Raw genomic sequence first — 25,774 nt, forward strand, 5'->3', positions numbered from 1 at the left:
CGTCCGGGCGCGGGGAACTGATGCCGGATCAGCAGTCGCAGCCGCACCCGTCGCAGCAGCAGCCGTCGCAGCAGTCGCACCCCTCGCAGCACTCGCAGATGTCGCACCAGGCGTCGCGCTTCTTGCGGGACCAGGGGCCCTCGTGCTCCGAGCAGCAGAGCTGGCACGTACAGAAGAGGCCGATGGCCACCGCGCAGCCGGCCAGCAGTCCGCGGCGCGGCCTCTGTGGCGGAAGCCCGCCGAACCCACCGCTGCCACCGCCACCGCCGGGGCCGCCCGGGCCCATCGGCGGCGGCATCCCGGGCCCGCCGGGGGCGTACGGGCCGGCCTGGCCGCCGCCGTACGGGCCGGCCTGGCCGTACCCGGCCGGGTGGCCCTGCGGGGGCTGCCCGTAGCCCTGCGGGGGCTGCCCGTAGCCCTGGCCCGCCGAGTTCGCGGCGGTGTGCCCGCACGAGGAGGTGCCGAACGCCCGGTCCACGGAGGTGCGCAGCTCGTGCACCAGCAGCCGGTGGGCGAGCCCCGCGTCGGCGAACTCCACCTCGCGCAGGGCCAGCCGTATCCCGTGCAGCGCGTCGTCGCACAGCCGGCGGGCCTCGGCGAGGGAGGTGCCGGTTGCCGTGAGCGGGTTCCAGGCGCCCGCCCGGGCGTCGGCGCCCTGGTCCTCGACGGCGTCCAGCAGGTGCGCGAGCCGTCCGAAGTACCGGCCGGCCTCGGCGAGGGCCGGGCCGTTGCCTGGCCGTCCCGCCAGGATCGCGGTATGCGCGAAGGCCGCCGCGGTCGCGGTCTCCGTCGGCTCGGTGACCTCCAGCACGGGCGTGCCGATCCCGGCCAGGGTCTCGATGCCTCCCTGGCGGTCCACGGCGTCCACGAGTACCGCCGTGTCGAAGCCGAGGGAGGCGCCGGTGCGGGCGCCGGCCCGGTCCCAGCCCCGGGCCACCTTGCGCGCGGCGGCGGCGATCGGGGCGCGGGCCAACAGGCCGTCCCGGTCGGCCACGTGGTCCCGCACCTTCGCCGAGGCCAGCACGAGCGAGACGGCGGCGGCGAGCCGGGCGCCCTCGCCGTTGGCGACCGGCGCGGTGCGCATGCCGCGCAGCGGGCAGGGTCCGGCGGTGCGCCGGGCGCCGGGCAGCGGGCCGGCCTGAGCCTCCGTCAGGACGGAGACGAGCAGCCCGTCGTAGTTGGTGACGATCCTGGCGAACTGGCCGTGGTCACCGCGAAGTGCCAGGCAGAGGCCGCACAGATGGGCCATCCACTCCGTTTTGAAGCGCTCCCCGAGCCGGTGCGCGCAAGGTCTGACGATGCCGAACAACCGCTTCCCCCGTGTGTCATACGCATGATTCCGGGGCATCGTATCCAGCCAGGCGGATCACTCGTACGCCCCAGTGCCTCACCCGGACAGCGGTGGCGGTCGTATTTTCACTCAGTCAGCAGCGGTGGCGTCCGGGAACCTCGTCCGTGCAACGGATGTTCTGCACCAGTCCCGTCACGAAACATCTGCGCGGCGGCTATCCACTTGGCGCGTTGTCAGCATCATGGACGACCATAGGGGCAGCGGAGAAGAAGACAGACTGGCCACGGTGAAAGGAGGCGTCCATGGGTTCGGTACGCAAGGCGAGTGCGTGGTTGGGTCTCGTAGAGGACAGCGACGACGAGCGGTACTACGACGACGACTACGCGGAGGCGGTGGAGCGCCAGCAGGGCTCGGTCTCCGGCCCCGGCGACCAGTGGGTCACCGACCCCCGGGTGAAGGTGGCCTCGGATTCCGCGGTCGAGCGCGGCCGCCGCATCGCGACCGTGACCCCCGACGGCTTCCGCGACGCGCGCGGCATCGGCGAGCTGTTCCGCGAGGGCGTCCCGGTCATCGTGAACCTGTCGTCGATGGACCCGACCGACGCCAAGCGCGTGGTCGACTTCGCGGCCGGCCTGACCTTCGGGCTGCGCGGGTCGATCGAGCGGGTGGCGACCAGGGTCTTCCTCCTGACCCCGGCCGACACCCAGATCGTCAGCGGTGAGGCGGGCGGCCGCTCCCGCGACTTCTTCAACCAGAGCTGAGCAGGGCACTCACCGGCTTACCGGAAGGCGTCGAGCCCGGTGAGCGCCTTGCCCAGGACCAGCTGGTGCATCTCGACGGTGCCCTCGTAGGTGAGCACCGACTCCAGGTTGGTGGCGTGCCGCATGACGGGGTACTCCAGGGAGATCCCGTTGGCCCCGAGGACGGTCCGCGCGGTGCGGCAGATGTCGATGGCCTCGCGGACGTTGTTGAGCTTGCCGAAGCTGATCTGCTCCGGCCGCAGGGTGCCCGCGTCCATGCGCCGGCCCAGGTGGTGGGCGAGCAGAATGCCCTTGTGGAGTTCCAGCGCCATGTCCGAGAGCTTGGCCTGGGTGAGCTGGAAGCCGCCGATCGGCCGGCCGAACTGCTCCCGCGTCTTCGCGTAGTCGAGCGCCGCCTCGAAGCTGGCGCGCGCCGCGCCCATCGACCCCCAGATGATCCCGTACCGGGCGTGGCTCAGGCAGCCCAGCGGACCCTTGAGCCCCGTGACGTCCGGAAGTACCGCGTCCGCGGGCAGTCGTACGTCGTCCAGCACCAGCTCGCTCGTCACCGACGCGCGCAGCGACCACTTGTGCTTGATCTCCGGTGCCGAGAAGCCGGCGCTGTCGGTGGGGACGGCGAAGCCGCGGATCCCCTCGTCCGTCTGGGCCCAGACGACGGCCACGGCGGCCACCGAGCCGTTCGTGATCCACATCTTGCGGCCGTTCAGGACCCAGTCGGAACCGTCGCGCTTGGCGTACGTGCGCATCGCTGCCGGGTCGGAGCCGACGTCGGGCTCGGTCAGCGCGAAGCAGCCGATCAGCTCGCCGGCCGCCATGCCGGGCAGCCACCGCTGCTTCTGCTCCTCGGAGCCGTACTTCCAGATCGCGTACATGGCGAGGGAGCCCTGTACGGAGACCAGCGAGCGGATCCCGGAGTCGGCGGCCTCCAGCTCCAGGCAGGCCAGGCCGTACTGGACGGCGCTCGCGCCGGCGCAGCCGTAACCGGTCAGGGACATCCCGAGCGCGCCGATGGAGCCGAGCTCGCGGGCCAGCTCGCGGATCTGCGGGAGCTCCCCGTCCTCGTACCACTGGGCGATGTGGGGCAGGACCCGGTCGGCGGCCCAGGATCGGACGGTGTCGCGGACGGCGAGGTCCTCGGGGCCGAGCAGCTCGTCGAGTCCGAGCGGGTCGGTGGGGGCGAACGGGGTCTTCGGCGCGGACAAAGGGGCCTCCCGGCGGCCACGTGGGGCGAAACCTAGCGGTGCAAGTTTGTCGCCGACCCGGCCCCGGGTCCACCCCCGACTTCGGCGGGCGGGAGGTGGGTCAGCCCTGGCGGCCGGGCCTGCCGCCGACCGCGGGATCGCGCTCGGGCTGTGCCGGAGCGGGGATCCGCGCGCCGGCGGACGGCCGGACCGGGCCCGTGGGCTGCGCGGGCAGGCGTACGGCGGCTCCGGCCTCGGCGACGGCCGCGGCGTCCACGGCGGTCCCGTCGCACTCGGCCGGCTCGGCGCTCTCCATGGTGCGCGGCAGCTTCAGCGCCATCACGGCGCCCGCGAGCAGCAGGCAGGCGCTGACGAAGAGGGTGATGTGCAGCCCGTGCACGAAGGAGTTGCGGGCGGCCGCGTAGAGGGACTCCCCCGCCTGGCCGCCGAGGTGGGCGGCGATCTGGTAGGCCTCGCCGAGGGAGTTCGCGGCGCCCGCCGCGTCCTCGGCGGGGACGCCGGGGACGTCCAGCAGGCCGGGCCGGTAGGCGGCGTTCATCACGCTGCCGAGCAGGGCGATGCCCATGCCCGCGCCGAGCTGGTAGGAGGTCTCGCCTATGGAGGCGGCGCCGCCGGCGGTGTCCGCCGGGGCCTCGCTCAGCATGGACTCGTACGCGGCGAAGAGGGTGGTCTGGAGCCCGAAGCCGAGCAGGATGAAGCCGGCGGTCAGCAGCACGGGCCGGTCGTGCTGGCCCATCAGCGTCAGCAGCAGCACCGCGCCGGCGGTGAGCACGAAGCCCAGCGAGACCATGGTGCGCGGGCCGACCCGCTGGAGGGTGTAGGAGCCGGTGGCGCCCGCGGCCATGGCGGCGAAGGTGAGCGGCAGCAGCCGCAGGCCGGTCTCCAGCGGGCTGAGGTCCAGCACCAGCTGGAGGTACTGGACGGCCAGCAGCTCCAGCCCGACCAGGGCCAGCATGGCGAGCACGATGCAGCCGACGGAGGTGGAGAAGGCGGCCCGGGAGAACATCCGCATGTCGATCAGCGGGTGCTCGCGCCGCTTCTGGCGGCGCACGAAGAGGGCCAGCAGGAGCACGCCGAGCAGCAGCGGCACCAGCGCCTCGGGGTCGGTGAGCTGTCGTTCCGCGCCGATCCGCTTGATGCCGAGCACCGCGCCGAGGACGCCGGCGGCGGCCATCAGCGCGCCGAGCACGTCCCAGGGCCCGTCGGCCGAACCCCTCGATTCGGGCAGCAGCCAGCGGCCGAGCGGGAGGATCAGGGCCATCAGCGGGATGTTGATGAGGAAGACCGAGCCCCACCAGAAGTGCTGGACGAGGAACCCGCCGAGGACGGGGCCGCTGGCCGCGCCGATCGCGGCGACGGCGGTCCAGATGCCGATGGCCAGGGCCCGCTCCCGCCGGTCGGGGAAGACCTGGCGCAGGATCGACAGGGTGGCCGGCATGATCATCGCTCCGCCGATGCCGAGCAGGGCGCGGGCGGCGATCAGGACCTGTGCGTTGTCGGCGAGGGCGGCGATGGCGGAGGCCACACCGAAGAGGGTGTAGCCGAGGAGCAGGATCCGGCGGCGGCCGACCCGGTCGCCGAGGGTGCCGAAGAGGATCAGGAGCGCGGCGCAGACCAGCGGGTACGCGTCGACGATCCACAGCAGTTCCTGGGAGCCGGGGCGCAGGTCCTCGGTGACGGAGGGGACGGCCACGTGCAGGATCGTCGCGTCGAGCGCGACGAGCACGAGGCTGACGCACAGGACCGCCAGGACCACCCAGCGGTTGGCCCCGCCGGAGGCGGCGGCGACCCGCTGCCAGAGGGAGGGCTTCCTGTCGCCGGCCGTGTTCGTCCCCGACATGCATGTACCTCCCAGGTGGTCCCTCGCACTCGGCGGACAGCGTCGTGGGTAGCCGCGGGGTGGTGCGCTGTGCGGCGTCCTACGGGGTCCGGCATCGACACGCGAGTGAAGGGTCAGCGTACGCGAGTTCGCGTGCCCGACACGTGGCCAAGCTCTCATCCCGGCGACGGCCCCCGTGTGGTGTGTGCCACTCGCCCCGTCCACCCTCCCCCCTCGCGCACGCCCGCTCACGCTCCGTGCCCGCGTTCCGTTTTCGCCGGTCGCGGCGCCGATACTCGTCCCCGTGACCACTCTGCCCGTTGACGACGCCCCCGCGAAGTACCCCGGACCGCGCCGTGCCGCGCCCGCGCTCGCCGCCTTCGCCGCTGTGCGGCTGCTGGGGCTGGCGGTGCTCGCGCTGTGGTGCGCGGCGGCCGGCAGCAGCCCGCACACCTTGCTCTCGGCCCGCTGGGATTCCCTCTGGTACGCGCGGATCGCCACCGAGGGGTACGGGTACGAGGTGGTCCTGCCGAGCGGGGCCGTCCATTCCAACCTGGCCTTCTTCCCGCTGCTGCCGTGGCTGGAGCGGCTGGTGGCCGCGCCCACGGGGCTCTCGTACGGGTCGGCCGGCCTGGTGGTCTCGGTGGTGGCGGGCCTCGCCGCCGCGTGGGGGGTCTTCGCCGTCACCGACCTGGTGTGCTCCTTGCGGCACCACTCCGTTGACGGGCGGCGCGCCGGGGTGCTCGCGGTGGCGCTGTGGGCGGCGCTGCCGGTGGGGATCGTGCAGTCCATGGCGTACAGCGAGTCGCTGTTCACCGCCCTGGCCGCCTGGGCGCTGTACGCGGTGCTGCGCGGGCGGTGGGCCGTGGCGGGCCTGCTCGCGGCGGGGGCGGGGCTGACCCGGCCGGTCGGGGCGGCGGTGGTCGCGGCCGTGTGGGTGGCGGCGGCGCTGGCCTGGCGGCGCGGGGAGCGTTCGTGGCCGATGGCGGCCGGGGTGCTGCTGGCCCCGCTGGGGGCGGCGGCGTACGCGCTGTGGGTGGGGGCCCGGACCGGCGGCGGGCTGACGGGCTACCTGGACGTGCAGGCGGGCTGGGGCAACGGCTTCGACGGCGGCTGGGCCTTCGCCCGGTTCATCGGGGCGCGGCTGGCCTCCCCCGCGTTCCCCGCCGGGGTGGGGCTGATCGCCGGGGTGCTGCTGGTGCTGTGGCTGTACCGGCTGTGCGTGCGCGACCGGCAGCCGGCCGCGCTGCTCGTGTACTGCGGGATCGTGGTGGCTCTGGCGCTGTGCGCCTCCGGGTACTTCGGCTCCAAGCCCCGGCTGCTGCTGCCGGCGTTCCCGTTGGTGCTGCCCGTGGCGGTGGCCCTGGCGCGGTGGCGGGCCGGGCGGGCGGCGGCCGTACTGGGCGCGTTGGCGCTGGTCTCGGCGGTGTACGGGGCGTTCTGGCTGAACGGTTCGGGGCCTCCGTAGGCCGGTGGGGGCGGGCACGCGGACGCGATCACGGAATGGATCATTCCAATCCATGATTGTGCAAAGGAATTGACCTGCGGCAATAAATACCGTGTAAGTATGCCGATAATTGCGGGGGCAGCACTCCCGGAGTTGAATCCCGAAAGTTCCAACAAGTGCCGGAACAAGGGGAATTAAGTCCCGCGTGAGACGCACTCCACATCACATGGTCATCACAAAGCGCGCGATTCGCCCGGGGTGCGCTTCGACGCGCGGTAACGTCGATTGAGTGCGTACTGACCAAATGCTTGCCCGTCTGGAGCCGGTGTTCGCCCGGCTCGACCGGGAACCAGAGCGACCGGCTCATCTGCAAACTCCGCAGATGAGCCGGCACCGCGTCGTGCTCCTCTCCGCGACCCTCGCCTTCTACCTGGTGATCGTCGTGGCCGTGCTGACGACCTCCTGGCTCGTCCGCCTGGACTGGCAGATCATGTTCTTCCGGCCCTACGAGCAGTGGCCGCAGGTGCACGCCTTCCTCGACTACCTCGTCGTACTCGGCCAGCGCGGACCCACCGCGGTGATGGTCGCGGCCTGGCTCGGCTGGCGCTCCTGGCGCCAGCACACCCTCCGCCCGCTGATCGCACTCGGCGTGGCGCTGCTGCTGCTGAACATCACCGTGGGCTCCGTCAAGCTCGGCCTCGGCCGGCTCGGCCCGCACTACGCCACCCAGATCGGCTCCGCGGAGCTCTTCGCCGGCGGCGATATATTCCCTTCGGGCCACACCGCCAACGCCGTCGTGACCTGGGGGATCCTGGCCTACCTGGCCTCCACGACCGTCACCCGGCGGGTGCTGTCCATCCTCTCCGGGGTCCTCTCGCTGAGCGTCGGCGCCACCACCGTGTACCTCGGCACCCACTGGGTGAGCGACGTGCTCCTCGGCTGGACCGCCGGACTGCTCATCATGCTGGCGCTGCCCTGGTTCGAGCCGCTCATCGGCCGCACCGAGGCCTACGTCTTCGGACTGCGCGAGCAGTGGCGCCGCCGGCTGGAGGACGGCCGGCTCTCCGAACCGGTCGCCGCCGCGCTCACCCCGCTGCTCTCCGCGGGCGGGAAGTGGCAGCCCGGCCGCACCCCCGCCGCCGGGGAGGACGGCGCACCGGCCTCCGCCGCCGCCTCCCAGGCCCCCGCCGGGCACTCCCCCGCGCTGCGCCCCGCGGCGCACGCGCACCAGGTCTCCCGGCAGCACGTCATCCGCTCCGAGCGCACCCCGCTCACCCCGGGCGGCAGCCGCCGCCCGGCGCACACCGAGCGGGCGTCCGCCCGGGGGGCCTCGGCCCGCCCCGCCACCGGGGGCTGACCCTTCGCGGGGCCGGTACGCACAGCCCCACCCCGCACCGCGAAAACGGCGGGCCGGTCCATCGGACCGGCCCGCCGTCGGCGTTCGGCGGCGTTCATATGTCCGGACACGTCAGCCCGCTGAGCGGATGTTCCTCCGTGCCGGGTCACGCTTGTGTCACGGATTGTCGACAACCGCCGCCGGTAATACCGGCTTTACGGGCCGCCTTTCGAATTCCACCGCAGAGCCCGAATTCCCCGCTGCGGACTTACTCCCGAGGGGCTTCCACGGCCCGGCCCAGCAGGTCCCGCAGGCCCCGGATCCGGTCCGTCAGCTCGGGGGGCTCCACCACCTCGAACTCACAGCCGATCAGCATGACGTGAATCACCAGGACGTCGAGGCTCACCGCCCCGGTGCGCAGCAGGCAGCTCTCCGCGTCGACCGGCTCCAGCACCCCGTCGGAGGGCCCGATGATCCGCGCCGCCTCCTCGGCCGGGACCCGGAGCCGCACCACCGCCCGTGCCGCGTACGCGCGGTGCGACACGCCCCGGGAGACGTACGCGGCGAGGTCCTCGGCGGGCGCCGGGCGCGGGACGAAGCGCGGGCCGTGCGGCGGGCGGGGCTCGATCCGGTCCGCGCGGAAGGTCCGCCAGTCCTCCCGGTCGAGGTCCCAGGCCACGAGGTACCAGCGCCGCTCGGAGCACACCAGCCGGTGCGGCTCGACGGTACGGCGGCTGACGCTGCCGCCGTGGTCCCGGTACCCGAACCGGAGCCGCTCGCCGTCCCGGCACACGGCGGCGAGGTCGGTGAGCACAGCGGGGTCGACGGTGTCACGGCCCGGCCCGCGCAGCATGGGCACGGTGAACTCGTTGAGCGCCGAGACCCGTCGGCGCAGCCGCGACGGCAGCACCTGCTCCAGCTTGGCCAGGGCCCGTACGGAGGCCTCCCCGATCCCCTCGACGCCGTTGCCCGCGGCCGTGCGCAGCCCCACGGCGACCGCGACGGCCTCGTCGTCGTCCAGCAGCAGCGGCGGCAGCTCCGCCCCCGCCCCGAGCTGGTACCCGCCGCCGGTGCCGGGGCTGGCGTTCACGGGGTACCCGAGCTCCCGGAGCCGGTCGACGTCCCGCCGGACGGTCCGGGGCGTCACCCCGAGCCGGGCGGCGAGGTCGGCACCGGTCCATTCCCGGTGGGCCTGCAGGAGGGACAGCAGGCGCAGCAATCTCGCGGAGGTCTCAAGCACGCCCCCATTTTGACGCGCCGCCGTTCCCCCACCCGACGCGGTCCTCGCGCAGCGCCCCACCCGCCCGCGGACGGCGCCGGCCCCGGCCTCAGCGCACCGGCGCCGCCGATGCCGGGGCCGGCGCCGCAGGGGTCGGGGACGGGACCGCCGGGCCCGCGGGGGCCGGGGGCGCCACGGCCGGCGGCGGGGCGGCAGGGCCCGCGGGGGCCGGGACGGGGGGCGCCGCAGGGGGGAGGGTGAGGAGGAGGCCCGGCTTCAGGCGGGACGGGTCCGGGCCGATCAGGGGGCGGTTGGCTTCGTACAGGGGGCGCCAGCCGCCCGGCAGGCGCCGGCGCCGCGCGATGCCCTCCAGGGTGTCCCCGGCCCGCACCACGTGCATCCGCCCCGCCAGGCCGTACCGCTTCGCGCACACCGGCCACGCCTCCCACCCCTGCACCGCCAGCAGTTCCTCCGCGACCCGGATCTGCTGGTCACGGCTGGCCAGGTCCGCCCGCGCCGCGTACGCCAGCCCCCCGTGCTCCTCCCAGGCCGGCTGCCAGAACTGCAGGCCCCCGTAGAAGCCGTTGCCCGTGTTCACCGTCCACCGCCCGCTGCTCTCGCAGTCCGCGACGCAGTCCCAGGGCCACTCCCCGCCCGGCCCGCAGTCCCCCGGTCCCGTCCCGATCACGCCCGGCGAGCCCGGGTGCGCGGCCCCCGCGGGGCCCGGTGCCGGAGGGGGCGGCGCGGCGACCGCGCCGACGCCCGACGGGAGAACGAGCACCAGCGCGGCGACCGCCGCGGCCACAGCGGTGGCCGCCACCCGCCGCGTACACAGATCGGGCATCGGCTCACGCTACGGAGCCCCCGCCCCCGCCACGCCCCGCCACGCGGCGCTCCCCCGGGGCCCACTCGGACGGCCGACACCCCGAACACCCCCGAGACGACCGAAAACCGGCTCCAACTGCGCACGAAGGGGCAACAGTTGACACGAAACAGAAGTCGCGGCCGGACGGTTCACTCTTCCGGGTGGCCGGTTCGATTCCGTTCCCTCAAACGGCGTGACCCCGGCCGCCGCTGCGCCGTTGATCCCGGCGAGCCGGGAACCCCCCGGCCTCCGCACGAATGAGGAGCCACCCCGTGCCGCGCATGCTCGACGTCAGTCTTGAGGTACGTGCCGAGATCGGTGACGAAGAAGCCGACAGGCTGCTCACCGGCGACGACGCCCCGGGCAGTTACGACTGCACCTCCTGCCGCACCCCCGGCGACCCCGAGACCGACCCCACGAGCACGGTGCTGTTCGTGGGCGAGGAAACCGCCGTCCTCGCCTTCGCCCACACCGCCTGCATCCCCTCGCAGGTCGTCCAGGTGTCCGAGGAGCAGCTCCAGGGCGCGGTGCGCAGCATCACCGGCGACGGCCCCGCCCCCGCCCCGGAGCAGGCCGGCGGCGAGGCCCCCCAGTCGGTCCCCGGCGGCCAGGCCGTCCTCGGCATCACCAGCGGCCTGGTCCTGATCGCCGGGGAACTGCACCCCGCGCTGGTCGTCGAGCCGACCGCGCCGATCGCCCGCCCCGGCACCACCGGCCCCGGCGACGACTTCCTCCCCCTCCTCATCGAGCAGGGCTTCATCCCGGTCACCGACACCAACGAGGTCCCCTCCACCCTCGCCGGCTGGTCGGTCCTGCTGGCCGCCGGGCAGCTGCACGCCGTGCTCCAGCCCGGCACCGACGGCGGGCCCCAGGTGGCCTGGTGGCAGGCCCACCAGGCGCTGGGCGTCACCGACGGCTGGCGGGCCGCCGTCAACAAGACGAAGCGCGTGCTCATCTACGCCGCCCCGGTCGGCTCCATCGGCCAGCAGCCGCGCGAGGACCTGCTCCGCGACGCCCTGGACAAGGCCGCGAGCAACGGCAAGCTGGTCGGCGCCGCGATGCCGCTGGCCGGTACCCCGGTCGCCTGAGCCCCACTCCTCCCCGCCGGAACGGCCGTCCGGCCCCCTGCCGAGGGGGCCGGACGGCATGCGCCGGGGGTGCGCGGTCCGTCCCGCGCACCCCCGGCGATCTGCGTTTTCCGCCCCGTCACCCCGCATCCGCAGGGCGCCGGTTTCGTTGGCTGATACGTGCATTCATACGACCCCTCCCGCGCCCCGTTCCGTGCGAGCAGCGCCTCGCACACCCCGATCTACGACAGCCTGTACTCGGAGTACCTGCGCGCCTTCCGGGCGCTGCCGGGCGACCGTACGGGCGAGGAGGACCTCGGCTTCACCGCGTTCTCGTACGGCAGCGGGTACACCGGCACCTCGTACGGCGGCGCGAGCGGCTCGTACGGCAGCGGCTGGAACGGTTCCTCGTGGCAGCAGGCCGACGGCTGGCAGCCCCCGTACGTCCCGCAGCAGGCGGCCCAGCCGGTGTACTCGTACGCGGGCGGCGGCTCCGGATACGGCGGCGGGCGGCAGCACCAGACCGGGATGCAGCACATCCCGGCGGCCCTGCCGCCCGCTCCGCGCCGGGGCTACTGACCCCGGACCGCCGCTACTTCTTCTTCTTGTACTGCGCGCCGCGCTTCTCGCGCACCCGCACCGAAATGTGGAGCGGGGTGCCCTCGAAGCCGAACTCCTCGCGCAGACGGCGCTCGATGAAGCGCCGGTAGCCGTGCTCCAGGAAGCCGGAGGCGAAGAGGACGAACCGCGGCGGCTTGCTGCCCGCCTGGGTACCGAACAGGATGCGGGGCTGCTTGCCGCCGCGGATCGGGTGCGGGTGGGCCGCGACGATCTCGCCGAGGAAGGCGTTCAGCCGGCCGGTGGGGACGCGCGTCTCCCAGCCCGCGAGGGCCGCCTCGATCGCCGGGACCAGCTTCTCCATGTGGCGGCCGGTCTTCGCGGAGACGTTGACCCGGGGCGCCCAGGAGACCTGCTGCATCTCGGTCTCGATCTCGCGTTCGAGGTAGTAGCGGCGCTCCTCGTCCAGCTCGTCCCACTTGTTGTAGGCGATGACGATCGCGCGGCCGGCCTCGACGGCCATGGTGATGATGCGCTGGTCCTGGACGCTGATGTTCTCGGTGGTGTCGATCAGGATGACCGCCACCTCCGCCTTCTCCACGGCGGCGGCCGTGCGCAGCGAGGCGTAGTAGTCGGCGCCCTGCTGGAGGTGGACCTTCTTGCGGATGCCCGCGGTGTCCACGAACTTCCAGGTGACGCCGCCCAGCTCGATCAGCTCGTCGACGGGGTCGCGGGTGGTGCCGGCCAGCTCGTTGACGACGACGCGGTCCTCGCGCGCGACCTTGTTCAGCAGGGAGGACTTGCCGACGTTGGGGCGGCCGATCAGGGCGATGCGGCGCGGTCCGCCGATGGCCGTGCCGCCGAAGGTCTGCTCGGGGGCCTCCGGCAGCGCCTCCAGGACGGCGTCGAGCATGTCGCCCGTACCGCGGCCGTGGAGCGAGGAGACCGGGTGCGGCTGGCCGAGGCCCAGGGACCACAGCGAGGCCGCGTCGGCCTCGCCGCTCTGGCCGTCGACCTTGTTGGCGCACAGGACGACGGGCTTGCCGGACCGGCGCAGCAGCTTGACGACGGCCTCGTCGGTGTCGGTGGCGCCGACCTTGGCGTCCACGACGAAGACGACCGCGTCGGCGGCCTCGATGGCGTACTCGGCCTGGGCGGCGACGGAGGCGTCGATGCCGAGGACGTCCTGCTCCCAGCCGCCGGTGTCGACGACCTTGAAGCGGCGGCCGGCCCACTCGGCCTCGTACGTGACGCGGTCGCGGGTGACGCCCGGCTTGTCCTCGACGACGGCCTCGCGGCGGCCGATGATGCGGTTCACCAGGGTCGACTTGCCCACGTTGGGGCGGCCGACGACGGCGAGGACGGGGAGCGGGCCGTGGCCGGCCTCCTCGATCGCGCCTTCGACCTCTTCGAGGTCGAAGCCTTCCTCCGCGGCGAGCTCCATGAACTCCGCGTACTCGGCGTCGCCAAGTGCTCCGTGGTCGTGCTGGTCGTTCATGAAGTCCGTTCCTCGTCGTTCGTGGTGATCGGTGGCACCCGCGCAGCGCGGTTCCACTACTAGGTCAAGTCTCGCTCAGCGCCCGGTGAGGCGCTTGGCGTCGGCCAGGTGGGCGGTCAGCCGTCCCTGGATGCGTGCGGTGGCCTCGTCCAGCGCGGTGCGCGTACGGCGGCCCGTGCCGTCCCCGGCGTCGAAGGCGGAGCCGAAGACCACGTCGACCCGGCTGCGCAGCGGCGGCAGGCCCTTGACGAGCCTGCCCTTGGCCTCGGTGCTGCCCAGGACGGCGACGGGGACGACCGGGGCGCCGCTGCGGACCGCGAAGTAGGCGAGCCCGGCGCGCAGGGACGCGAAGTCCCCCTCGCCCCGGGTGCCCTCGGGGAATATCCCCAGGGCGCCGCCGTTCTCCAGGACGCCGAGGGCGCGGGTGATCGCGGTCCGGTCGGTGCCGGCGCGGTCCACCTTCACCTGCCCGATCCCCTCCAGGAAGGGGCCGAGCGGGCCGACGTACGCCTCCTTCTTGATCAGGAAGTGCAGCGGCCTCGGCGCGGTGCCCATGACCATGGGTCCGTCGATGTTGTGCGCGTGGTTCACGGCCAGGATGACGGGGCCGGAGGCGGGCACCTTCCAGGCCCCCAGCACGCGCGGCTTCCACAGCCCGTACATGAGGCCGATGCCGATGCGCCTGCCGACCGCCGCACCCTTGGGGGAGGGCGCTCCGCTCACTTGCCCCGCCGCTCTTCGACCAGGGTCACGACGCATTCGATGACCTGGTCGAGGGTGAGCTCGGTGGTGTCCACCTCGACGGCGTCGCCGGCCTTGGCCAGCGGGGAGGTCTTGCGGCCGGAGTCGGCGGCGTCCCGCTTGATCAGGGCTTCCCTGGTGGCCGCGAGGTCCGCGGCCTCCTTGCCGCGCAGCTCACCGCTGCGGCGGGCGGCGCGGGCCTCGGCCGAGGCCGTCAGGAAGATCTTGAGGTCGGCGTCGGGCAGGACGGTGGTGCCGATGTCCCGGCCCTCGACCACGATCCCGTCGGCCTCCTCGGCCGCCTGGGCGGCGATGGAGCGCTGGAGGTCGGTGATCAGGGTGCGCACCTCGGGGACGGCGCTGACGGCGCTGACCTTGGAGGTGACCTCCTGGGTGCGGATCGGGCCGGAGGCGTCCAGGCCGTCCACCGTGATGGTGGGGGCGGCCGGGTCCGTGCCGGAGACGATGGCCGGCTTGCCGGCGGCGAGGGCGATCGCCTGCGGGTCGTCGGTGTCGACGCCGTTGGTGATCATCCACCAGGTGATGGCCCGGTACTGGGCACCGGTGTCCAGGTATCGCAGCCCGAGCTTGGCGGCCACGGCCTTGGAGGTGCTGGACTTGCCCGTGCCGGAGGGACCGTCGATGGCGACGATCACGGCGGACGGAGCGGCGGTTTCCACGGTGCGGGCACCTTCCTGGTTGCGCGTACGTGTGCGGGCGCGCCAAAAGCGCCCCCGCACCAGGTTACCGGCCCCTGGAACCCTCCGGTCCCAGCCCCGTCCAGCCCCGCCGGCGTCCGAGGCCCTTGGGGCCCGGGGCGGAGCCCCCGGCAACGGCGCCGCACCCGGACTACTGCTGCCGCAGCGCCCAGCCGCGCTCGCGCAGCTCGGCGGTCAGCGGGGCCACGGCCCGCGGCTCGATCATGAGCTGCACCAGGCCCGCCTGCTGGCCGGTGGCGTGCTCGATCCGCACGTCCTCGATGTTGACCCCGGCGCGGCCGGCGTCCGCGAAGATCCGCGCGAGCTCGCCGGGCTTGTCGCTGATGAACACCCCTACGGTCTCGTACGCCATGGGCGCCGCGCCGTGCTTGCCGGGGACCCGGACCCGGCCGGCGTTGCCGCGCTTGAGGACGTCCTCGATGCCCGCCGCGCCGCCCTTGCGCTCGGCCTCGTCGGCGGACTGGAGGCCGCGCAGCGCCTCCACGGTCTCCTCCAGGTCGGCGGCGATGCCGGCCAGGACGTCGGCCACCGGTCCCGGGTTGGCCGAGAGGATCTCCACCCACATCCGGGGGTCGGAGGCCGCGATGCGGGTCACGTCGCGGATGCCCTGCCCGCACAGCCGGACGGCCGTCTCGTCGGCCTCCTCCAGGCGGGCGGCGACCATGCTGGACACCAGCTGCGGGGTGTGCGAGACCAGCGCCACCGCCCGGTCGTGGGCGTCGGCGTCCATCACCACGGGGACGGCCCGGCACAGCGCGACCAGTTCCAGGGCGAGGTTGAGGACCTCGTGGTCGGTCTCCCTGGTCGGGGTCAGCACCCAGGGCCGGCCCTCGAACAGGTCCGCCGTGGCGGCCAGCGGGCCGGAGCGCTCCTTGCCCGCCATGGGGTGGGTGCCGATGTAGGCGGAGGTGTCCGCGCCCAGCGCGGCGAGCTCCCGGCGCGGGCCGCCCTTGACGCTGGCCACGTCCACGTAGGCGCGGGCCAGTCCGCGTCCGATCGCGTCGGCCAGCGCGGCGGCCACGTGGGCCGGCGGTACGGCGACGATCGCGAGGTCCACCTGGCCCTCGGGGGCGTCGTCGGTGCCGGCGCCCAGGGCGGCGGCCGTGCGGGCCTGCGCGGGGTCGTGGTCGACGAGGTGGACGCTGATGCCCCGGGCGGTCAGGGCGAGCGCCGCGGAGGTGCCGATCAGTCCGGTTCCGATGACGACGGCGGTTCTCACGGGGCGCTCCAAGGGTGATCACGTAACGGCGGGGCCGGGCCTGACTCAGGGTAGCCACTCGGTACCGCGAAAGGACCCGGCGGTCCGCCCTGTGGACGGGGCCGGGCCCTCGCGGACGATCCCGCCGGGTCAGAGGTTCTGCTTCCGGATGATCTCCTCCAGCGACTCGGTGGGCACCTGGCCGGCCGGAGTCAGCTTGTCGACGGCCTGCGGGAGCGCGCGGGCGAGCTGGTCGGCGGCCTCGTCGGGGCTGACGCCCGCCTGCCGGGCCGCCTGCTGGAGGGCGGCGTCCGGCAGCGCCTCCTTGATCTGGGCGCCGCTGACGGGCTGGTTCTCGCCGGTGCCGATCCAGGACTGGGCCTGGTCGGCGAGACCGGACTTCGTCAGCATGTCCAGCAGCCCGCCGAGGGGGTTGTTCGCCCCTCCGGCCGCCTGGGCGCCTCCGGCACCGCCACCGCCCATCAGGGCGCCGAGCAGCGCGCCCAGGATGTTGCCGCCGCCACCGGCCGCCGCGCCGCCGCTGCCGCCCTGGCCGCCGCCGAGGAGTCCGCCGAGGAGGGAGCCGAGGTCATTACCCGCCATGGTCCTGTTGCCTTTCGAAGGGGGACCGGGCGCACGCGCGTCAGCGGCGGGCCCGGCTTCGAGACACGGACAATGTCGCCCGGATCGCCCCGTACCGCCACCTGGCACACTGCGGTCCGGCAGGGTGCGGTAGAACCACCGGCATGATCTTCCACATCGCCGCGCTCGCCGACTGGAGTGCCGCTCCCGAGTCCCCGTACGCTCCCGGCTCGCTCGCCGCCGAGGGGTTCGTGCACTGTTCGGCGGACCGCCCCACCGTGCTCGCCATCGCGGACTCCCACTACCGCGAGGTGCCCGGCGTCCTGCTCGCCGTGGAGCTCGACGAGGCGGCCCTGACGGCGGAGGTCCGCCGGACGGGCCCCGGCGACCCGTACCCCCACGTCCACGGGCCGTTGAACCGCGACGCCGTGTTCCGCGTGTGGGAGGTCGTACGCACTCCCGGCGGCCCGGCGGACCTGGTCCCCTGGCGGCCGGTGTGAGACAGACGGTGTGGCGGGCTTCTCCTGGGGCCCGCCGCACGCCAGGATGCACCTCGCCATCCCGGCCACGCAGCAAGGAGCCCCGCATGACCGACTCGAACACCGCCCGGCGCACCGTACTGGCGGCCGGAGCCGCCGTCCTGGCGGGCGGCACCCTCGCCGCCTGCGGGTCCGACACGGAGAAGCCCGACACCGGGTCCGGTGCCGCGTCCGCCCCGCAGACGGGCGCGTCCCCGGGGGCCTCGGCGCCGGGCGCGGTCGCGGAGCCGCTGGTGAAGTCCTCCGCGGTGCCGGTCGGCGGCGGCACGGTCCTCAAGGAGCAGAAGGTGGTGGTCACCCAGCCGACGGCCGGCTCCTTCCGCTGCTTCACGGCCGTCTGCCCGCATCAGGGCTGCCTGGTGGACAAGGTCGAGAACGGCACGATCGACTGCCCCTGCCACGGCAGCAAGTTCAAGGTCGCCGACGGGGCCGTGGCACACGGGCCGGCGGTCAAACCGCTCGCGGAGAAGAAGATCGCCGTGTCCCCGGAGGGCGAAATCTCGCTCGCCTAGCGGACGCTGTGCCGCCTACCCTCCCGGGATGGACGACCTCACCCTGGTCCGGGACCACACGATCTACGCCTGCGTGATGGGCTCCCGCGCCTTCGGGCTGGCCACGGAGGCGAGCGACACCGACCGGCGCGGTGTCTACCTCGCCCCCACGCCGCTCTTCTGGCGGTTCGAGAAACCCCCGACCCATGTCGAGGGGCCCCGGGAGGAGGAGTTCTCCTGGGAGCTGGAGCGCTTCTGCGAGCTGGCCCTGCGCGCCAACCCGAACATCCTGGAGTGCCTGCACTCCCCGCTGGTGGAGCGGCTCACCCCGGCCGGCGAGGAACTGCTGTCCCTGCGCGGGGCCTTCCTCTCCCGCCGGGCCCACACCACCTTCAGCCGGTACGCGGTCTCCCAGCACCGCAAACTCCTCGCGGACGTCCGCGTCCACGGCGCCCCGCGCTGGAAGCACGCCATGCACCTGCTGCGCCTGCTGGCCTCCTGCCGCGACCTGCTGCGCACGGGCAGCCTGACGATCGACGCGGGCGCCGACCGCGAGCGGTTCCTCGCGGTCAAACGGGGCGAGCTGGGCTGGGACGACGTCGACGCCTGGATGGCCCGCCTCGCCGAGGAGTCGGAGGCGGCCCTCTCCTCCAGCCCGCTGCCCGCCGAGCCGGACCAGGCCCGCGTGGCGGACTTCCTCCACCGCGCCCGCCGCGCGTCAGCCGTCTAGGGGGTGTCCAGCGGCGTGCGGTGGCGTACGACGAACTCGTCGAGCTCCTCGTACGCACTCACGTACTCCGGCAACGCCGTGCGGGCCTGCGCCGCGTCCAGTACCGCGTGCAGCGCCCCGAAGTCCCGCCCGACCGCGTCGGTCGCGGGACCCTCGTACCGGCCGTGCTCGGCGGCCACCTTGGCCTCGATCAGCGCCTCCAGGTACCGGGGCGCTTCCGGGACCTCCCCGATCAGGGTGGGCAGGTGTGCCTGCACCTCGGCGGAGCGCATCAGGTGGATGCCGGTGAGCAGCGCGCGGAAGGCGTAGAGCAGGGGCTTCAGCTCGGCCGTCTTCTCGAACAGCCGCCACTGGGTGTTGGCGAAGCCCCGGTAGTGGTGGGCGTGGTGGCCGGTGAGCACACCCGGGGCGAGCGCGGCCAGCTCCGCGTGCGCCTCGGTCGTGTGGACCACCAGGGGGGACAGCAGCTGCTCCAGCACGTAGCCGTTGCGGCGCAGCATCAGGCGGACGAACTTGCGCAGGTCGTGCGTGACGAGGTCCAGTTCGACGCCGTCGTCCTCCCACATGCGGGTCCGGGTCTCCTCCGGATCGCGCAGGCCGAGCAGGGCGCGCGGCGGCAGCAGGTGGGCGCCGCGCAGGTCGATGTCGGAGTCCCGGGAGGGGAATCCGTACAGGTGGGCTCCGGAGACGGTGGCGAAGAGCAGCGGGTCGGGCTGCTCCGCCACGACGGGGGCGAGGTCGATGTCCATGGCGTCCAGCACGGCTCACGCGTCCCAGAGGGTGCCGAAGGCGAGGAGTTCCTCGCGGTACTCGATGCGGCCCTCCCAGTCGCGGGGCCAGACGTCGGCGCCGAGGTGGGCTCCGGCGAAGGCGCCGGCCAGGCAGGCGATCGAGTCCGAGTCCCCGGCGGTGCAGGCCGCGCGGCGCAGCGCGAGGAGGGGCTCGTCCGGGAACAGCAGGAAGCACTGGAGGGCGGTGGCCAGGGCCTCCTCGGCGATCCAGCCCTGGCCGGTGGTCAGGCAGGGGTCGGTCTCCGGGGAGGGGTCGCGCAGGGCGGCCGCGAGCCGGTCCAGGACGGCCAGGCACTCGTCCCAGCCCCGGGCGATGAAGGACTCCGGCGAGGCGTCGGAGGCGGTGCGCGTCCACAGGCCGCCGAGCCAGCGCTCGTGGTAGCGGGTGCGGTTCTCCAGGGCGTACGAGCGCAGCCGCCCGACCAGGCCCGTGACCTCGGTGCCCTGCGCCAGGAGGTGCACGGCGCGGGCGGTCAGGTCGGAGGCGGCCAGGGCGGTGGGGTGGCCGTGGGTGAGGGCCGACTGGAGCTGGGCGGCGCCCGCGCGCTCCTCGTCCGTCCATCCGGGGACCAGGCCGACGGGGGCCACGCGCATGTTGGCGCCGCAGCCCTTGGAGCCGGTCTGGCTGGCGTCCCGCCAGTCGCGCTCGCGCCGGACCAGCAGCCCGCAGGCCGTCATACAGGTGTTGCCGGGGGCGCGGTTGTTCTCCGGGGAGTGGTACCAGTCGACGAACTCCTCGCGGACCGGCGGGGTCAGCCGCAGCGGGTCGACCGGGCCGCTTCCGGCGGCCGTGCGGATGCCGCGCGCCAGCGCCAGGGTCATCTGGGTGTCGTCGGTGACGATCGCGGGGCGGGGCAGCGGCATCTGACGCCACGGGCCCGTCTTGGCGAGGATCGACGGGACGTCGCGGAACTCCGTCGGGAAGCCGAGGGCGTCGCCGAGGGCCAGGCCGACGAGGGCGCCCGTCGCGGCGCGCTTGGTGGCGGTCACAGGGTGGGTCCTTCCGAGGGGCGGAGCAGGGGCGGGTGGAGGGTGGTCGCCGGCCCGGCCCGGTACAGCGCGGCGGGTTTGCCGCGGCCGCCGGTCAGCCGGGCGGCTCCGGGCACGGCCTCGACGAAGCCGGGCGTGGCGAGGACCTTGCGGCGGAAGTTGGGGCGGTCCAGGGAGGTGTCCCAGACGGTCTCGTAGACGGCCTGGAGCTCCCCGAGGGTGAACTCGGGCGGGCAGAAGGCGGTGGCCAGGCAGGTGTACTCCAGCTTGGAGCCCACCCGCTGCCGGGCGTCCGCCAGGATCAGCGCGTGGTCGAAGGCGAGCCCCGAGGCCTCCCCCGCCGGCACCCACCGGGCCCGGTCGGCGTCCCCGCCGCCCTCTTCGGCCGGTTCGGGCATGTCGGGGACCAGGGCGGTGAAGGCGACCGACACGACCCGCATGCGGGGGTCCCGGTCCGGTTCGCTGTAGGTGCGCAGCTGTTCCAGGTGCAGGGCGGCGACCAGGGCGGGCGGCAGGCCGGTCTCCTCTGCCAGCTCCCGGCGGGCGGCCGTCTCGGCGGACTCCCGGGGCAGGACGAAGCCGCCGGGGAGCGCCCAGGCGCCCGCGTACGGTTCCTGGCCGCGCCGGATCAGCAGGACGTGCAGGGCGCCGCCGCGCACGGTGAGGACGGCGAGGTCGACGGTCACCGCGAAGGGCTCGAAGGCGTACGGGTCGTAGTTCACCGGCGCTCCGGGAGGGGCGCCGCGAAGTGCCAGCCCTCGGACAGCAGGCCGTCGACCGCCGCCACGGCCGCGTCGAGCCGGGTCCGCCGGTCCCCGCTGATGACCAGGAAACGCCTGCCGGTGCGGGTGAGTTCCCGGCGGAAGCGGGCGGTCATCCAGGGTCTGAGCTCAGGCCCGTCGCGCAGCCCGTCGTCCTCGAAGGGGACTCCTTCGTGGTCGGTCAGCAGGTACAGGTCGCGGGGGCGGCGGGCGGCGATCCGTTCGACCTCCGCGTTGCGGCCGCCGAGGTAGCGCTCGTGCCAGATGCCGGTGGCGAAGGAGTCGGTGTCGCAGAACAGCACCGGCGAGCCGAGCCGGGCGGCCCGCTCCTCCGCCTCGTCCTGGCGGCGGGCGATCACCGGGAACTCCCGCGAGGTGAAGGACATGTCCTCCCAGGAGGCCGCCGGGTCGACGGCGCGGGCCGCCGCGAGCTTCTCCTCGCTGTACTCGCGGCCGTACTCGGCGACCCAGCCGGTCTTCGCCCACACCCCGCCGCGGCGGCGGTAGCGCGCGGCCAGCTCCCGCGAGAGGGTGGTGGTGCCGGTGGACTCGGCGCCCAGGACGACGACCCGCCGGGTCAGCGCGGCCCGTACGCCGGGCCCGAGGAACTCCCAGCTGCCGGCCGGGTCCTCGCGCACGGCGGTCCCGGACACCGGGAACAGGGTGCGCGCCGGGTCCACGCAGACCTCCTCGGCGCCGAACCGCCGGGCGAGTTCGGTGCCGTACTCCTCGGAGGTGAAGACGGCGTCCACGCGCCGGCCCACCGCGCCGCGGAAGATCGCCATGTGCGCCTCCCAGACGCCGGGGTCGTGCAGGTCGACGGGGACGTCGTCGACCGCGCCGACGACCTCCGCACCGGGGTGTTCCTCGCGCATCCAGGCGACCCGGTCGGCGAGCGGCACGGACTCGACGGAGGCGGCGCAGACCAGCACCGTCAGCCGCTCGCACTGGTCCTGGGCGGTGCGCACCAGGTGGTGGTGGCCGGCGTGCGGCGGGTAGAACTTGCCCAGTACCAGCCCGTGGCCGTAGCGCTTGCCGCCGCTCATGCCGCCGCCTCCAGGGCCGTGCGGGCGCCGCGCGCCGGGAGCGCACGGTGCCAGCCGACGAGCCCGGCCACGCACAGGGCGAGGAAGCCCGCGTAGAGGACCGAGGTCAGGTACAGCCCCTTGTACGCGTAGAGCGGGACGTAGACGAGGTCGGCGGCGATCCACAGCCACCAGGACTCCAGGAGCTTGCGGCACTGACCGTAGGTGGCCATGAGGGACAGCCCGGTGGTGAGGGCGTCCCAGAACGGGACGGTGGAGTCGGTGACCCGGCCGAGCAGCAGGGTCAGGGCGGCGGTCCCCACCGCCCCCGCCACCAGCAGCCAGGCCCATTCGGCGCGCGTGGTGCGGCGCACCGGCAGGGCCCCGGCGGTTCCTGGTCCACCCCCGTGGGTCCAGGACCACCAGCCGTAGGCGGCGAGGGCGATGAAGACGATCTGGAGCCCGGCGTCGGCGTACAGGCCCGCCTGGGCGAACAGCACGATGAAGAAGAGGTTGTTGGCGATCCCGACCGGCCAGTTGGCGATGTGCTGCCGGGCCACCAGCCAGACGCACACGGCGCCCGTGGCGAAGCCGAGGATCTCGGTCCAGCTCGTGCTCCAGCCCATGAGGACCACCCGCTCCCTTTAATAGTCACCCTGACTATAAACAGGCTCGGCGGCCCCGGGCAAGGCGGTCGGCACGGTGGCGCCGGAAACGCGGAAGCCCGCGGCGCCTGATGGCACCGCGGGCTTCCGCCGGATCCTGCGAGGGGGACTACAGACCGACCTCGCGCATGAGCATGCCGACCTCGGTGTTGGTCAGGCGGCGCAGCCAGCCGGACTTCTGGTCGCCCAGCTCGATCGGGCCGAAGGAGGTCCGCACGAGCTTGTCGACCGGGAAGCCGGCCTCGGACAGCATGCGGCGGACGATGTGCTTGCGGCCCTCGTGGAGGGTCACCTCGACCAGGTAGTTCTTGCCGACCTGGTCGACGACGCGGAAGTTGTCGGCGCGGGCCCAGCCGTCCTCCAGCTCGATGCCGTCCTTGAGCCGCTTGCCGATGTCGCGCGGCAGGGAGCCGGTGATCGCCGCGACGTACGTCTTCTGCACGCCGTACTTGGGGTGCGTCAGGCGGTGGGCCAGCTCACCGTGGTTGGTGAGGAGGATGATGCCCTCGGTCTCGGTGTCGAGCCGGCCGACGTGGAAGAGGCGGGTCTCGCGGTTGGTGACGTAGTCGCCCAGGCACTGGCGGCCGTCCGGGTCCTCCATGGTGGAGACGACGCCGGCGGGCTTGTTCAGCGCGAAGAACAGGAAGGACTGGGTGGCGACCGTCAGGCCGTCCACCTTGATCTCGTCCTTCGGCTGGACGCGCTTGCCCTGCTCCGTGACGATCTCGCCGTTGACCTCGACGCGGGCCTGCTCGATCAGCTCCTCGCAGGCGCGGCGCGAGCCCATGCCGGCCCGTGCGAGGACCTTCTGCAGGCGCTCGCCCTCCAGCTCGGCACCGGGGAAGGTCTTCGGGGTCTTGATCACGGGCTTGTCGGCGTACCGGTCGCGCACGCGCTCCTCGATCCGCGCGTCCAGCTCGCGGGGGCGGGACTGACCGCTGCGGCTGCCCGGACCGCTGCGCGGACCGCCGGCGCCGCCGATGCCGGGGGTGCGGGAGGGGGTACGGGGACCGCCCTTGGCACCGCCGCGCGCCGCCGCGCCGCGGGCACCGCCGCCACCGGCCTTGGGGCCGCTGCGGCCGCTGCGCTCGCCCTCGGGGCCCACGTCGTAGCGGCGCTCCTCGGGGCGCGGGTTGCGGGGACGCTGGGGCGCCTGGTCCCGGTCGCGGTCCCGGGAGCCGCCGGAGGAACCGCCCCGGTAGCCGCCACCGCCGCCGGAGCCGGAGCCGCCGGAGGAACCGCCCCGGTAGCCGCCGCCCGAGCCGCTGCCGGACGAGCCGCCCCGGTAGCCGCCACCGCCGGAGCCGCCGGACGAGCCGCCGCCCCGGTAGCCGCCACCGCCGCCGGAGCCGCCGCCGCGGGCGTTACCGCGCCCGCCGCCGCTGCCGCCGCCGCTGTTCCTGTTGCCGCCACCGTTGCCGTTGCCGCTGCTTCGCATCAAAGTTCCGTCGTCTTGTCGTCGTCTACGTCAGTGTCCGGTGCGTCCGGATCGAACGACGGCACACCTTCTTGCGTCTCGGCTTCGATCGCGTCCGCCTCGGGGAGGAAGGGCGCGAGCTCCGGGAGCTCGTCCAGGCCTCGCAGGCCCATACGCTCCAGAAAGTAGTTCGTCGTCCTGTACAGGATCGCACCTGTTTCGGGTTCCGTGCCCGCCTCGGCCACCAGACCCCGCTGGAGCAGGGTCCGCATGACCCCGTCGCAGTTGACCCCGCGGACCGCCGAGACCCGCGAACGGCTCACCGGCTGGCGGTACGCGACCACCGCCAGGGTCTCCAGGGCCGCCTGGGTGAGCCGGGCCTGCTGCCCGTCCAGGACGAAGGCCTCCACGGCCGCCGCGTACTCGGGCCGGGTGTAGAACCGCCAGCCCCCGGCGACCAGCCGCAGCTCGAAGCCGCGGCGCTGCGCCGTGTACTCGTCGGCGAGCGCGGAGAGGGCCTCGGCGACCTCGCGCGGGGTGCGGTCCAGCACCTTCGCGAGGTGTTCGGCGGTCGCGGGCTCGTCCACGACCATCAGCACGGCCTCCAGCGCGCCCTTCAGCTCCAGCCGGTCCCGCACCCCGGTCATTCCGCCACCTCCACGACTCGGTCGAACTCGTCCATCACCCTCGGCGTCCCGTCGCCGTCCCCGCCGCACCAGCGCACGGTGAGCCGGAGCAGGGCCTCCGGCTGGTCCAGGGCCACGGCCTTCTCCCGGTACAGCTCCAGCAGCGCCAGGAAGCGGGCGACGACGGTGAGGGTGTCCGGGGCGTCCTCGGTCAGCTCCTGGAACGTCGCCTCGCCGCGCGCCTTGAGCAGGCGTACGACGTGCCCTGCCTGCTCCCGCACGCTGACGAGCGGGGCGTGGATGTGGTCCACGTACACCTGGGGCGCGGCCTTGGGTTGCATGGCCCGCACCGCGAGCCGGGCGAGGCCGTCGGCGCCGATGCTGATGACCACCTCGGGCAGCAGGTCGGCGTGGTGCGGCTCCAGCCCGACGGTGCGGGGGTAGCGCTTGCCCTCCGCCTCGGCGCGGTCCTGGAAGATCGCGGCGATCTGCTTGTACGCCTTGTACTGGAGCAGCCGCGCGAAGAGCAGGTCCCGCGCCTCCAGGAGGGCGAGGTCGGCCTCGTCCTCCACCTCGGCGGCGGGCAGCAGGCGGGCGGCCTTGAGGTCGAGCAGCGTGGCGGCGACCACGAGGAACTCGGTGGTCTGGTCGAGGTCCCAGTCGGGGCCCATGGCGCGGATGTGCGCCATGAACTCGTCGGTGACCTTGGAGAGGGCGACCTCGGTGACGTCGAGCTTGTGCCGGGAGATCAGCTGGAGCAGGAGGTCGAAGGGCCCTTCGAAGTTGTCGAGCCGCAGCGTGAACCGCCCGTCGCCGGCGGCGGGCTCGGCCGGCGGGTGCGCCACGGGGCCTGCGGCGCCGTCGGCCGGGCCGTCAGCGGGCCGGGCGGCGTCCCGATCGGGCCCTGCGGCGCCTCCAGGCGGGGCGTCAGGCGCCTGGGGGGCTTCCCCGGCCCCCCGGTCGCCCCCGAGCGGTTCGCGGGCCGCAGCGGGCGCCTGGGCGGCCTCCTGGGCCACCCCTGGGCCACGGCCCAGGCTCCGGCGGGCCGGGCGGGGGGCGTCTACGTTCGGGGGCATCGCGGTCCAGGGTGGTACGGGGTTTCGGCCGAGCGGCCACGGGTGCAGCCTAGGCCCTGGCCGGGCGGGAGCACGTCTACCGCTGCGCGGTGCGCTCCCCCATCCGCCCTTCCCCCGTCCCCCGGGGCTCCGCCCCCAGCCCCCCGCGCCTCAAACGCCGGCGAGGCTGCAAAGACCCCGGGGCTCCGCCCCGGACCCGGCGCCCCACGCTCCCCCGGCTACCGCTGGGAGGTGCCCCCGGGCGGGGCTGGATTCGGCTGAGCCGGCTCGAACGCCCCGCCGGCGTTTGAGGCGCGGGCGCGGTGGCGCCGTGCGGTGACCCGCACCGGCACGGAGCGCCGGTTCACGGAGACGACGGGC

26 protein-coding genes are annotated in these 25,774 nt (G+C 74.1%); 8 read left to right on the top strand and 18 right to left on the bottom strand.

Annotation, left to right across the window (positions count from 1 at the left end; all coding sequences use genetic code 11):
- Window positions 1-28: 28 nt before the first annotated feature.
- Entirely contained in the window at window positions 29-1,309 is a 1,281-nt protein-coding gene (locus tag ACZ7IF_RS25105) for a DUF5685 family protein (RefSeq protein WP_470975230.1), read from the bottom strand.
- 284 nt (window positions 1,310-1,593) lie between these two features.
- On the opposite strand from ACZ7IF_RS25105, the gene ACZ7IF_RS25110 reads away from it, so the two are divergent.
- On the top strand, window positions 1,594-2,052 hold the full coding sequence (locus ACZ7IF_RS25110; RefSeq protein WP_007263282.1) for a cell division protein SepF: 459 nt from the start codon (window positions 1,594-1,596) through the stop codon (window positions 2,050-2,052).
- 17 nt (window positions 2,053-2,069) lie between these two features.
- Here the strand turns inward: ACZ7IF_RS25110 and ACZ7IF_RS25115 are convergent, their stop codons facing one another.
- A complete protein-coding gene (locus tag ACZ7IF_RS25115) occupies window positions 2,070-3,254 on the bottom strand; it encodes an acyl-CoA dehydrogenase family protein (protein WP_470975232.1) in 1,185 nt (394 codons plus the stop codon).
- Window positions 3,255-3,354: 100 nt separating this feature from the next.
- Window positions 3,355-5,094, bottom strand: a complete 1,740-nt coding sequence (locus tag ACZ7IF_RS25120) for an MFS transporter (protein WP_470975235.1) — start codon at window positions 5,092-5,094, stop codon at window positions 3,355-3,357.
- A 292-nt stretch (window positions 5,095-5,386) separates the two neighbouring features.
- Between ACZ7IF_RS25120 and ACZ7IF_RS25125 the strand changes: the two genes are divergently transcribed.
- Window positions 5,387-6,541 carry a mannosyltransferase family protein gene (locus ACZ7IF_RS25125; RefSeq protein ID WP_470975365.1) on the top strand — a complete coding sequence of 385 codons (1,155 nt, stop codon included), beginning with the start codon at window positions 5,387-5,389 and terminating at the stop codon, window positions 6,539-6,541.
- A gap of 283 nt (window positions 6,542-6,824) precedes the next feature.
- A complete protein-coding gene (locus ACZ7IF_RS25130; RefSeq protein WP_470975238.1) occupies window positions 6,825-7,877 on the top strand; it encodes a phosphatase PAP2 family protein in 1,053 nt (350 codons plus the stop codon).
- Between the two features lie 247 nt (window positions 7,878-8,124).
- Here the strand turns inward: ACZ7IF_RS25130 and ACZ7IF_RS25135 are convergent, their stop codons facing one another.
- Both ACZ7IF_RS25135 and ACZ7IF_RS25140 read right to left on the bottom strand, forming a co-directional pair.
- Window positions 8,125-9,096: a helix-turn-helix transcriptional regulator gene (locus ACZ7IF_RS25135; protein WP_470975240.1), complete on the bottom strand. Its 972-nt coding sequence runs from the start codon at window positions 9,094-9,096 to the stop codon at window positions 8,125-8,127.
- 88 nt (window positions 9,097-9,184) lie between these two features.
- Window positions 9,185-9,919 (bottom strand): transglycosylase family protein, encoded by a 735-nt coding sequence (locus ACZ7IF_RS25140; RefSeq protein WP_470975243.1) that lies wholly within the window; start codon window positions 9,917-9,919, stop codon window positions 9,185-9,187.
- A 293-nt stretch (window positions 9,920-10,212) separates the two neighbouring features.
- Between ACZ7IF_RS25140 and ACZ7IF_RS25145 the strand changes: the two genes are divergently transcribed.
- Window positions 10,213-11,028 (top strand): hypothetical protein, encoded by an 816-nt coding sequence (locus tag ACZ7IF_RS25145; protein WP_470975245.1) that lies wholly within the window; start codon window positions 10,213-10,215, stop codon window positions 11,026-11,028.
- A 159-nt stretch (window positions 11,029-11,187) separates the two neighbouring features.
- Window positions 11,188-11,586 carry a hypothetical protein gene (locus ACZ7IF_RS25150; protein WP_470975248.1) on the top strand — a complete coding sequence of 133 codons (399 nt, stop codon included), beginning with the start codon at window positions 11,188-11,190 and terminating at the stop codon, window positions 11,584-11,586.
- 13 nt (window positions 11,587-11,599) lie between these two features.
- Here ACZ7IF_RS25150 and der read toward each other — a convergent pair whose 3' ends face one another.
- The 5 genes from der to ACZ7IF_RS25175 all read right to left on the bottom strand — a co-directional run bounded on the left by der (window position 11,600) and on the right by ACZ7IF_RS25175 (window position 16,324).
- The gene (gene der, locus ACZ7IF_RS25155) at window positions 11,600-13,063 is read right to left on the bottom strand and encodes a ribosome biogenesis GTPase Der (RefSeq protein ID WP_470975250.1); all 1,464 of its coding nucleotides are present in this window, start codon (window positions 13,061-13,063) and stop codon (window positions 11,600-11,602) included.
- A gap of 75 nt (window positions 13,064-13,138) precedes the next feature.
- Window positions 13,139-13,822: a lysophospholipid acyltransferase family protein gene (locus tag ACZ7IF_RS25160; RefSeq protein WP_470975253.1), complete on the bottom strand. Its 684-nt coding sequence runs from the start codon at window positions 13,820-13,822 to the stop codon at window positions 13,139-13,141.
- On the bottom strand, window positions 13,783-14,484 hold the full coding sequence (cmk, locus tag ACZ7IF_RS25165) for a (d)CMP kinase (protein WP_470975256.1): 702 nt from the start codon (window positions 14,482-14,484) through the stop codon (window positions 13,783-13,785). Before cmk ends, ACZ7IF_RS25160 begins: the two co-directional genes overlap by 40 nt.
- A 169-nt stretch (window positions 14,485-14,653) precedes the next feature.
- Window positions 14,654-15,742, bottom strand: coding sequence for a prephenate dehydrogenase (locus tag ACZ7IF_RS25170; RefSeq protein ID WP_470975259.1), 1,089 nt, complete (start codon window positions 15,740-15,742; stop codon window positions 14,654-14,656).
- Between the two features lie 129 nt (window positions 15,743-15,871).
- Window positions 15,872-16,324, bottom strand: coding sequence for a YidB family protein (locus ACZ7IF_RS25175; RefSeq protein WP_470975262.1), 453 nt, complete (start codon window positions 16,322-16,324; stop codon window positions 15,872-15,874).
- A gap of 143 nt (window positions 16,325-16,467) precedes the next feature.
- On the opposite strand from ACZ7IF_RS25175, the gene ACZ7IF_RS25180 reads away from it, so the two are divergent.
- The 3 genes from ACZ7IF_RS25180 to ACZ7IF_RS25190 all read left to right on the top strand — a co-directional run bounded on the left by ACZ7IF_RS25180 (window position 16,468) and on the right by ACZ7IF_RS25190 (window position 18,063).
- Window positions 16,468-16,803 (top strand): DUF952 domain-containing protein, encoded by a 336-nt coding sequence (locus tag ACZ7IF_RS25180; RefSeq protein ID WP_470975265.1) that lies wholly within the window; start codon window positions 16,468-16,470, stop codon window positions 16,801-16,803.
- Between the two features lie 86 nt (window positions 16,804-16,889).
- Entirely contained in the window at window positions 16,890-17,354 is a 465-nt protein-coding gene (locus ACZ7IF_RS25185) for a Rieske (2Fe-2S) protein (protein ID WP_470975268.1), read from the top strand.
- A 28-nt stretch (window positions 17,355-17,382) separates the two neighbouring features.
- Window positions 17,383-18,063: a nucleotidyltransferase domain-containing protein gene (locus ACZ7IF_RS25190; RefSeq protein WP_470975270.1), complete on the top strand. Its 681-nt coding sequence runs from the start codon at window positions 17,383-17,385 to the stop codon at window positions 18,061-18,063.
- On the opposite strand, the gene ACZ7IF_RS25195 is transcribed toward ACZ7IF_RS25190, so the two are convergent.
- The 8 genes from ACZ7IF_RS25195 to ACZ7IF_RS25230 form a co-directional block, all read right to left on the bottom strand.
- Complete coding sequence (locus ACZ7IF_RS25195) at window positions 18,060-18,824, bottom strand: nucleotidyltransferase domain-containing protein (protein ID WP_470975273.1); 765 nt, start codon at window positions 18,822-18,824, stop codon at window positions 18,060-18,062. The genes ACZ7IF_RS25190 and ACZ7IF_RS25195 overlap by 4 nt on opposite strands.
- Before the next feature lie 3 nt (window positions 18,825-18,827).
- Complete coding sequence (locus tag ACZ7IF_RS25200) at window positions 18,828-19,844, bottom strand: ADP-ribosylglycohydrolase family protein (RefSeq protein WP_470975276.1); 1,017 nt, start codon at window positions 19,842-19,844, stop codon at window positions 18,828-18,830.
- Complete coding sequence (locus ACZ7IF_RS25205; RefSeq protein ID WP_470975368.1) at window positions 19,841-20,599, bottom strand: NUDIX hydrolase; 759 nt, start codon at window positions 20,597-20,599, stop codon at window positions 19,841-19,843. Before ACZ7IF_RS25205 ends, ACZ7IF_RS25200 begins: the two co-directional genes overlap by 4 nt.
- Complete coding sequence (locus tag ACZ7IF_RS25210; RefSeq protein WP_470975279.1) at window positions 20,563-21,651, bottom strand: AAA family ATPase; 1,089 nt, start codon at window positions 21,649-21,651, stop codon at window positions 20,563-20,565. Before ACZ7IF_RS25210 ends, ACZ7IF_RS25205 begins: the two co-directional genes overlap by 37 nt.
- On the bottom strand, window positions 21,648-22,256 hold the full coding sequence (pnuC, locus tag ACZ7IF_RS25215; protein ID WP_470975282.1) for a nicotinamide riboside transporter PnuC: 609 nt from the start codon (window positions 22,254-22,256) through the stop codon (window positions 21,648-21,650). The genes ACZ7IF_RS25210 and pnuC overlap by 4 nt, the downstream gene beginning before the upstream one ends.
- A 148-nt stretch (window positions 22,257-22,404) precedes the next feature.
- On the bottom strand, window positions 22,405-23,733 hold the full coding sequence (locus tag ACZ7IF_RS25220) for a pseudouridine synthase (RefSeq protein ID WP_470975285.1): 1,329 nt from the start codon (window positions 23,731-23,733) through the stop codon (window positions 22,405-22,407).
- The gene (gene scpB, locus ACZ7IF_RS25225; RefSeq protein WP_470975288.1) at window positions 23,733-24,359 is read right to left on the bottom strand and encodes an SMC-Scp complex subunit ScpB; all 627 of its coding nucleotides are present in this window, start codon (window positions 24,357-24,359) and stop codon (window positions 23,733-23,735) included. Before scpB ends, ACZ7IF_RS25220 begins: the two co-directional genes overlap by 1 nt.
- Window positions 24,356-25,414 carry a segregation and condensation protein A gene (locus ACZ7IF_RS25230; RefSeq protein WP_470975291.1) on the bottom strand — a complete coding sequence of 353 codons (1,059 nt, stop codon included), beginning with the start codon at window positions 25,412-25,414 and terminating at the stop codon, window positions 24,356-24,358. Before ACZ7IF_RS25230 ends, scpB begins: the two co-directional genes overlap by 4 nt.
- Between the last annotated feature and the right edge of the window lie 360 nt (window positions 25,415-25,774).

This window comes from Streptomyces sp. NPDC037421 (assembly GCF_055602105.1).

Bases quoted from the DNA above. Each gene is read 5' to 3' on its own strand.
- ACZ7IF_RS25160 (WP_470975253.1), bottom strand. From the start codon at position 13,822: ATGCGTCGTGACCCTGGTCGAAGAGCGGCGGGGCAAGTGAGCGGAGCG.
- ACZ7IF_RS25210 (WP_470975279.1), bottom strand. From the start codon at position 21,651: ATGAGCGGCGGCAAGCGCTACGGCCACGGGCTGGTACTGGGCAAGTTC.
- ACZ7IF_RS25175 (WP_470975262.1), bottom strand. From the start codon at position 16,324: ATGGCGGGTAATGACCTCGGCTCCCTCCTCGGCGGACTCCTCGGCGGC.
- ACZ7IF_RS25190 (WP_470975270.1), top strand. From the start codon at position 17,383: ATGGACGACCTCACCCTGGTCCGGGACCACACGATCTACGCCTGCGTG.
- ACZ7IF_RS25140 (WP_470975243.1), bottom strand. From the start codon at position 9,919: ATGCCCGATCTGTGTACGCGGCGGGTGGCGGCCACCGCTGTGGCCGCG.
- der (WP_470975250.1), bottom strand. From the start codon at position 13,063: ATGAACGACCAGCACGACCACGGAGCACTTGGCGACGCCGAGTACGCG.
- ACZ7IF_RS25120 (WP_470975235.1), bottom strand. From the start codon at position 5,094: ATGTCGGGGACGAACACGGCCGGCGACAGGAAGCCCTCCCTCTGGCAG.
- ACZ7IF_RS25185 (WP_470975268.1), top strand. From the start codon at position 16,890: ATGACCGACTCGAACACCGCCCGGCGCACCGTACTGGCGGCCGGAGCC.
- pnuC (WP_470975282.1), bottom strand. From the start codon at position 22,256: ATGGGCTGGAGCACGAGCTGGACCGAGATCCTCGGCTTCGCCACGGGC.
- ACZ7IF_RS25220 (WP_470975285.1), bottom strand. From the start codon at position 23,733: ATGCGAAGCAGCGGCAACGGCAACGGTGGCGGCAACAGGAACAGCGGC.
- scpB (WP_470975288.1), bottom strand. From the start codon at position 24,359: ATGACCGGGGTGCGGGACCGGCTGGAGCTGAAGGGCGCGCTGGAGGCC.
- ACZ7IF_RS25110 (WP_007263282.1), top strand. From the start codon at position 1,594: ATGGGTTCGGTACGCAAGGCGAGTGCGTGGTTGGGTCTCGTAGAGGAC.
- ACZ7IF_RS25130 (WP_470975238.1), top strand. From the start codon at position 6,825: ATGCTTGCCCGTCTGGAGCCGGTGTTCGCCCGGCTCGACCGGGAACCA.
- ACZ7IF_RS25180 (WP_470975265.1), top strand. From the start codon at position 16,468: ATGATCTTCCACATCGCCGCGCTCGCCGACTGGAGTGCCGCTCCCGAG.
- ACZ7IF_RS25230 (WP_470975291.1), bottom strand. From the start codon at position 25,414: ATGCCCCCGAACGTAGACGCCCCCCGCCCGGCCCGCCGGAGCCTGGGC.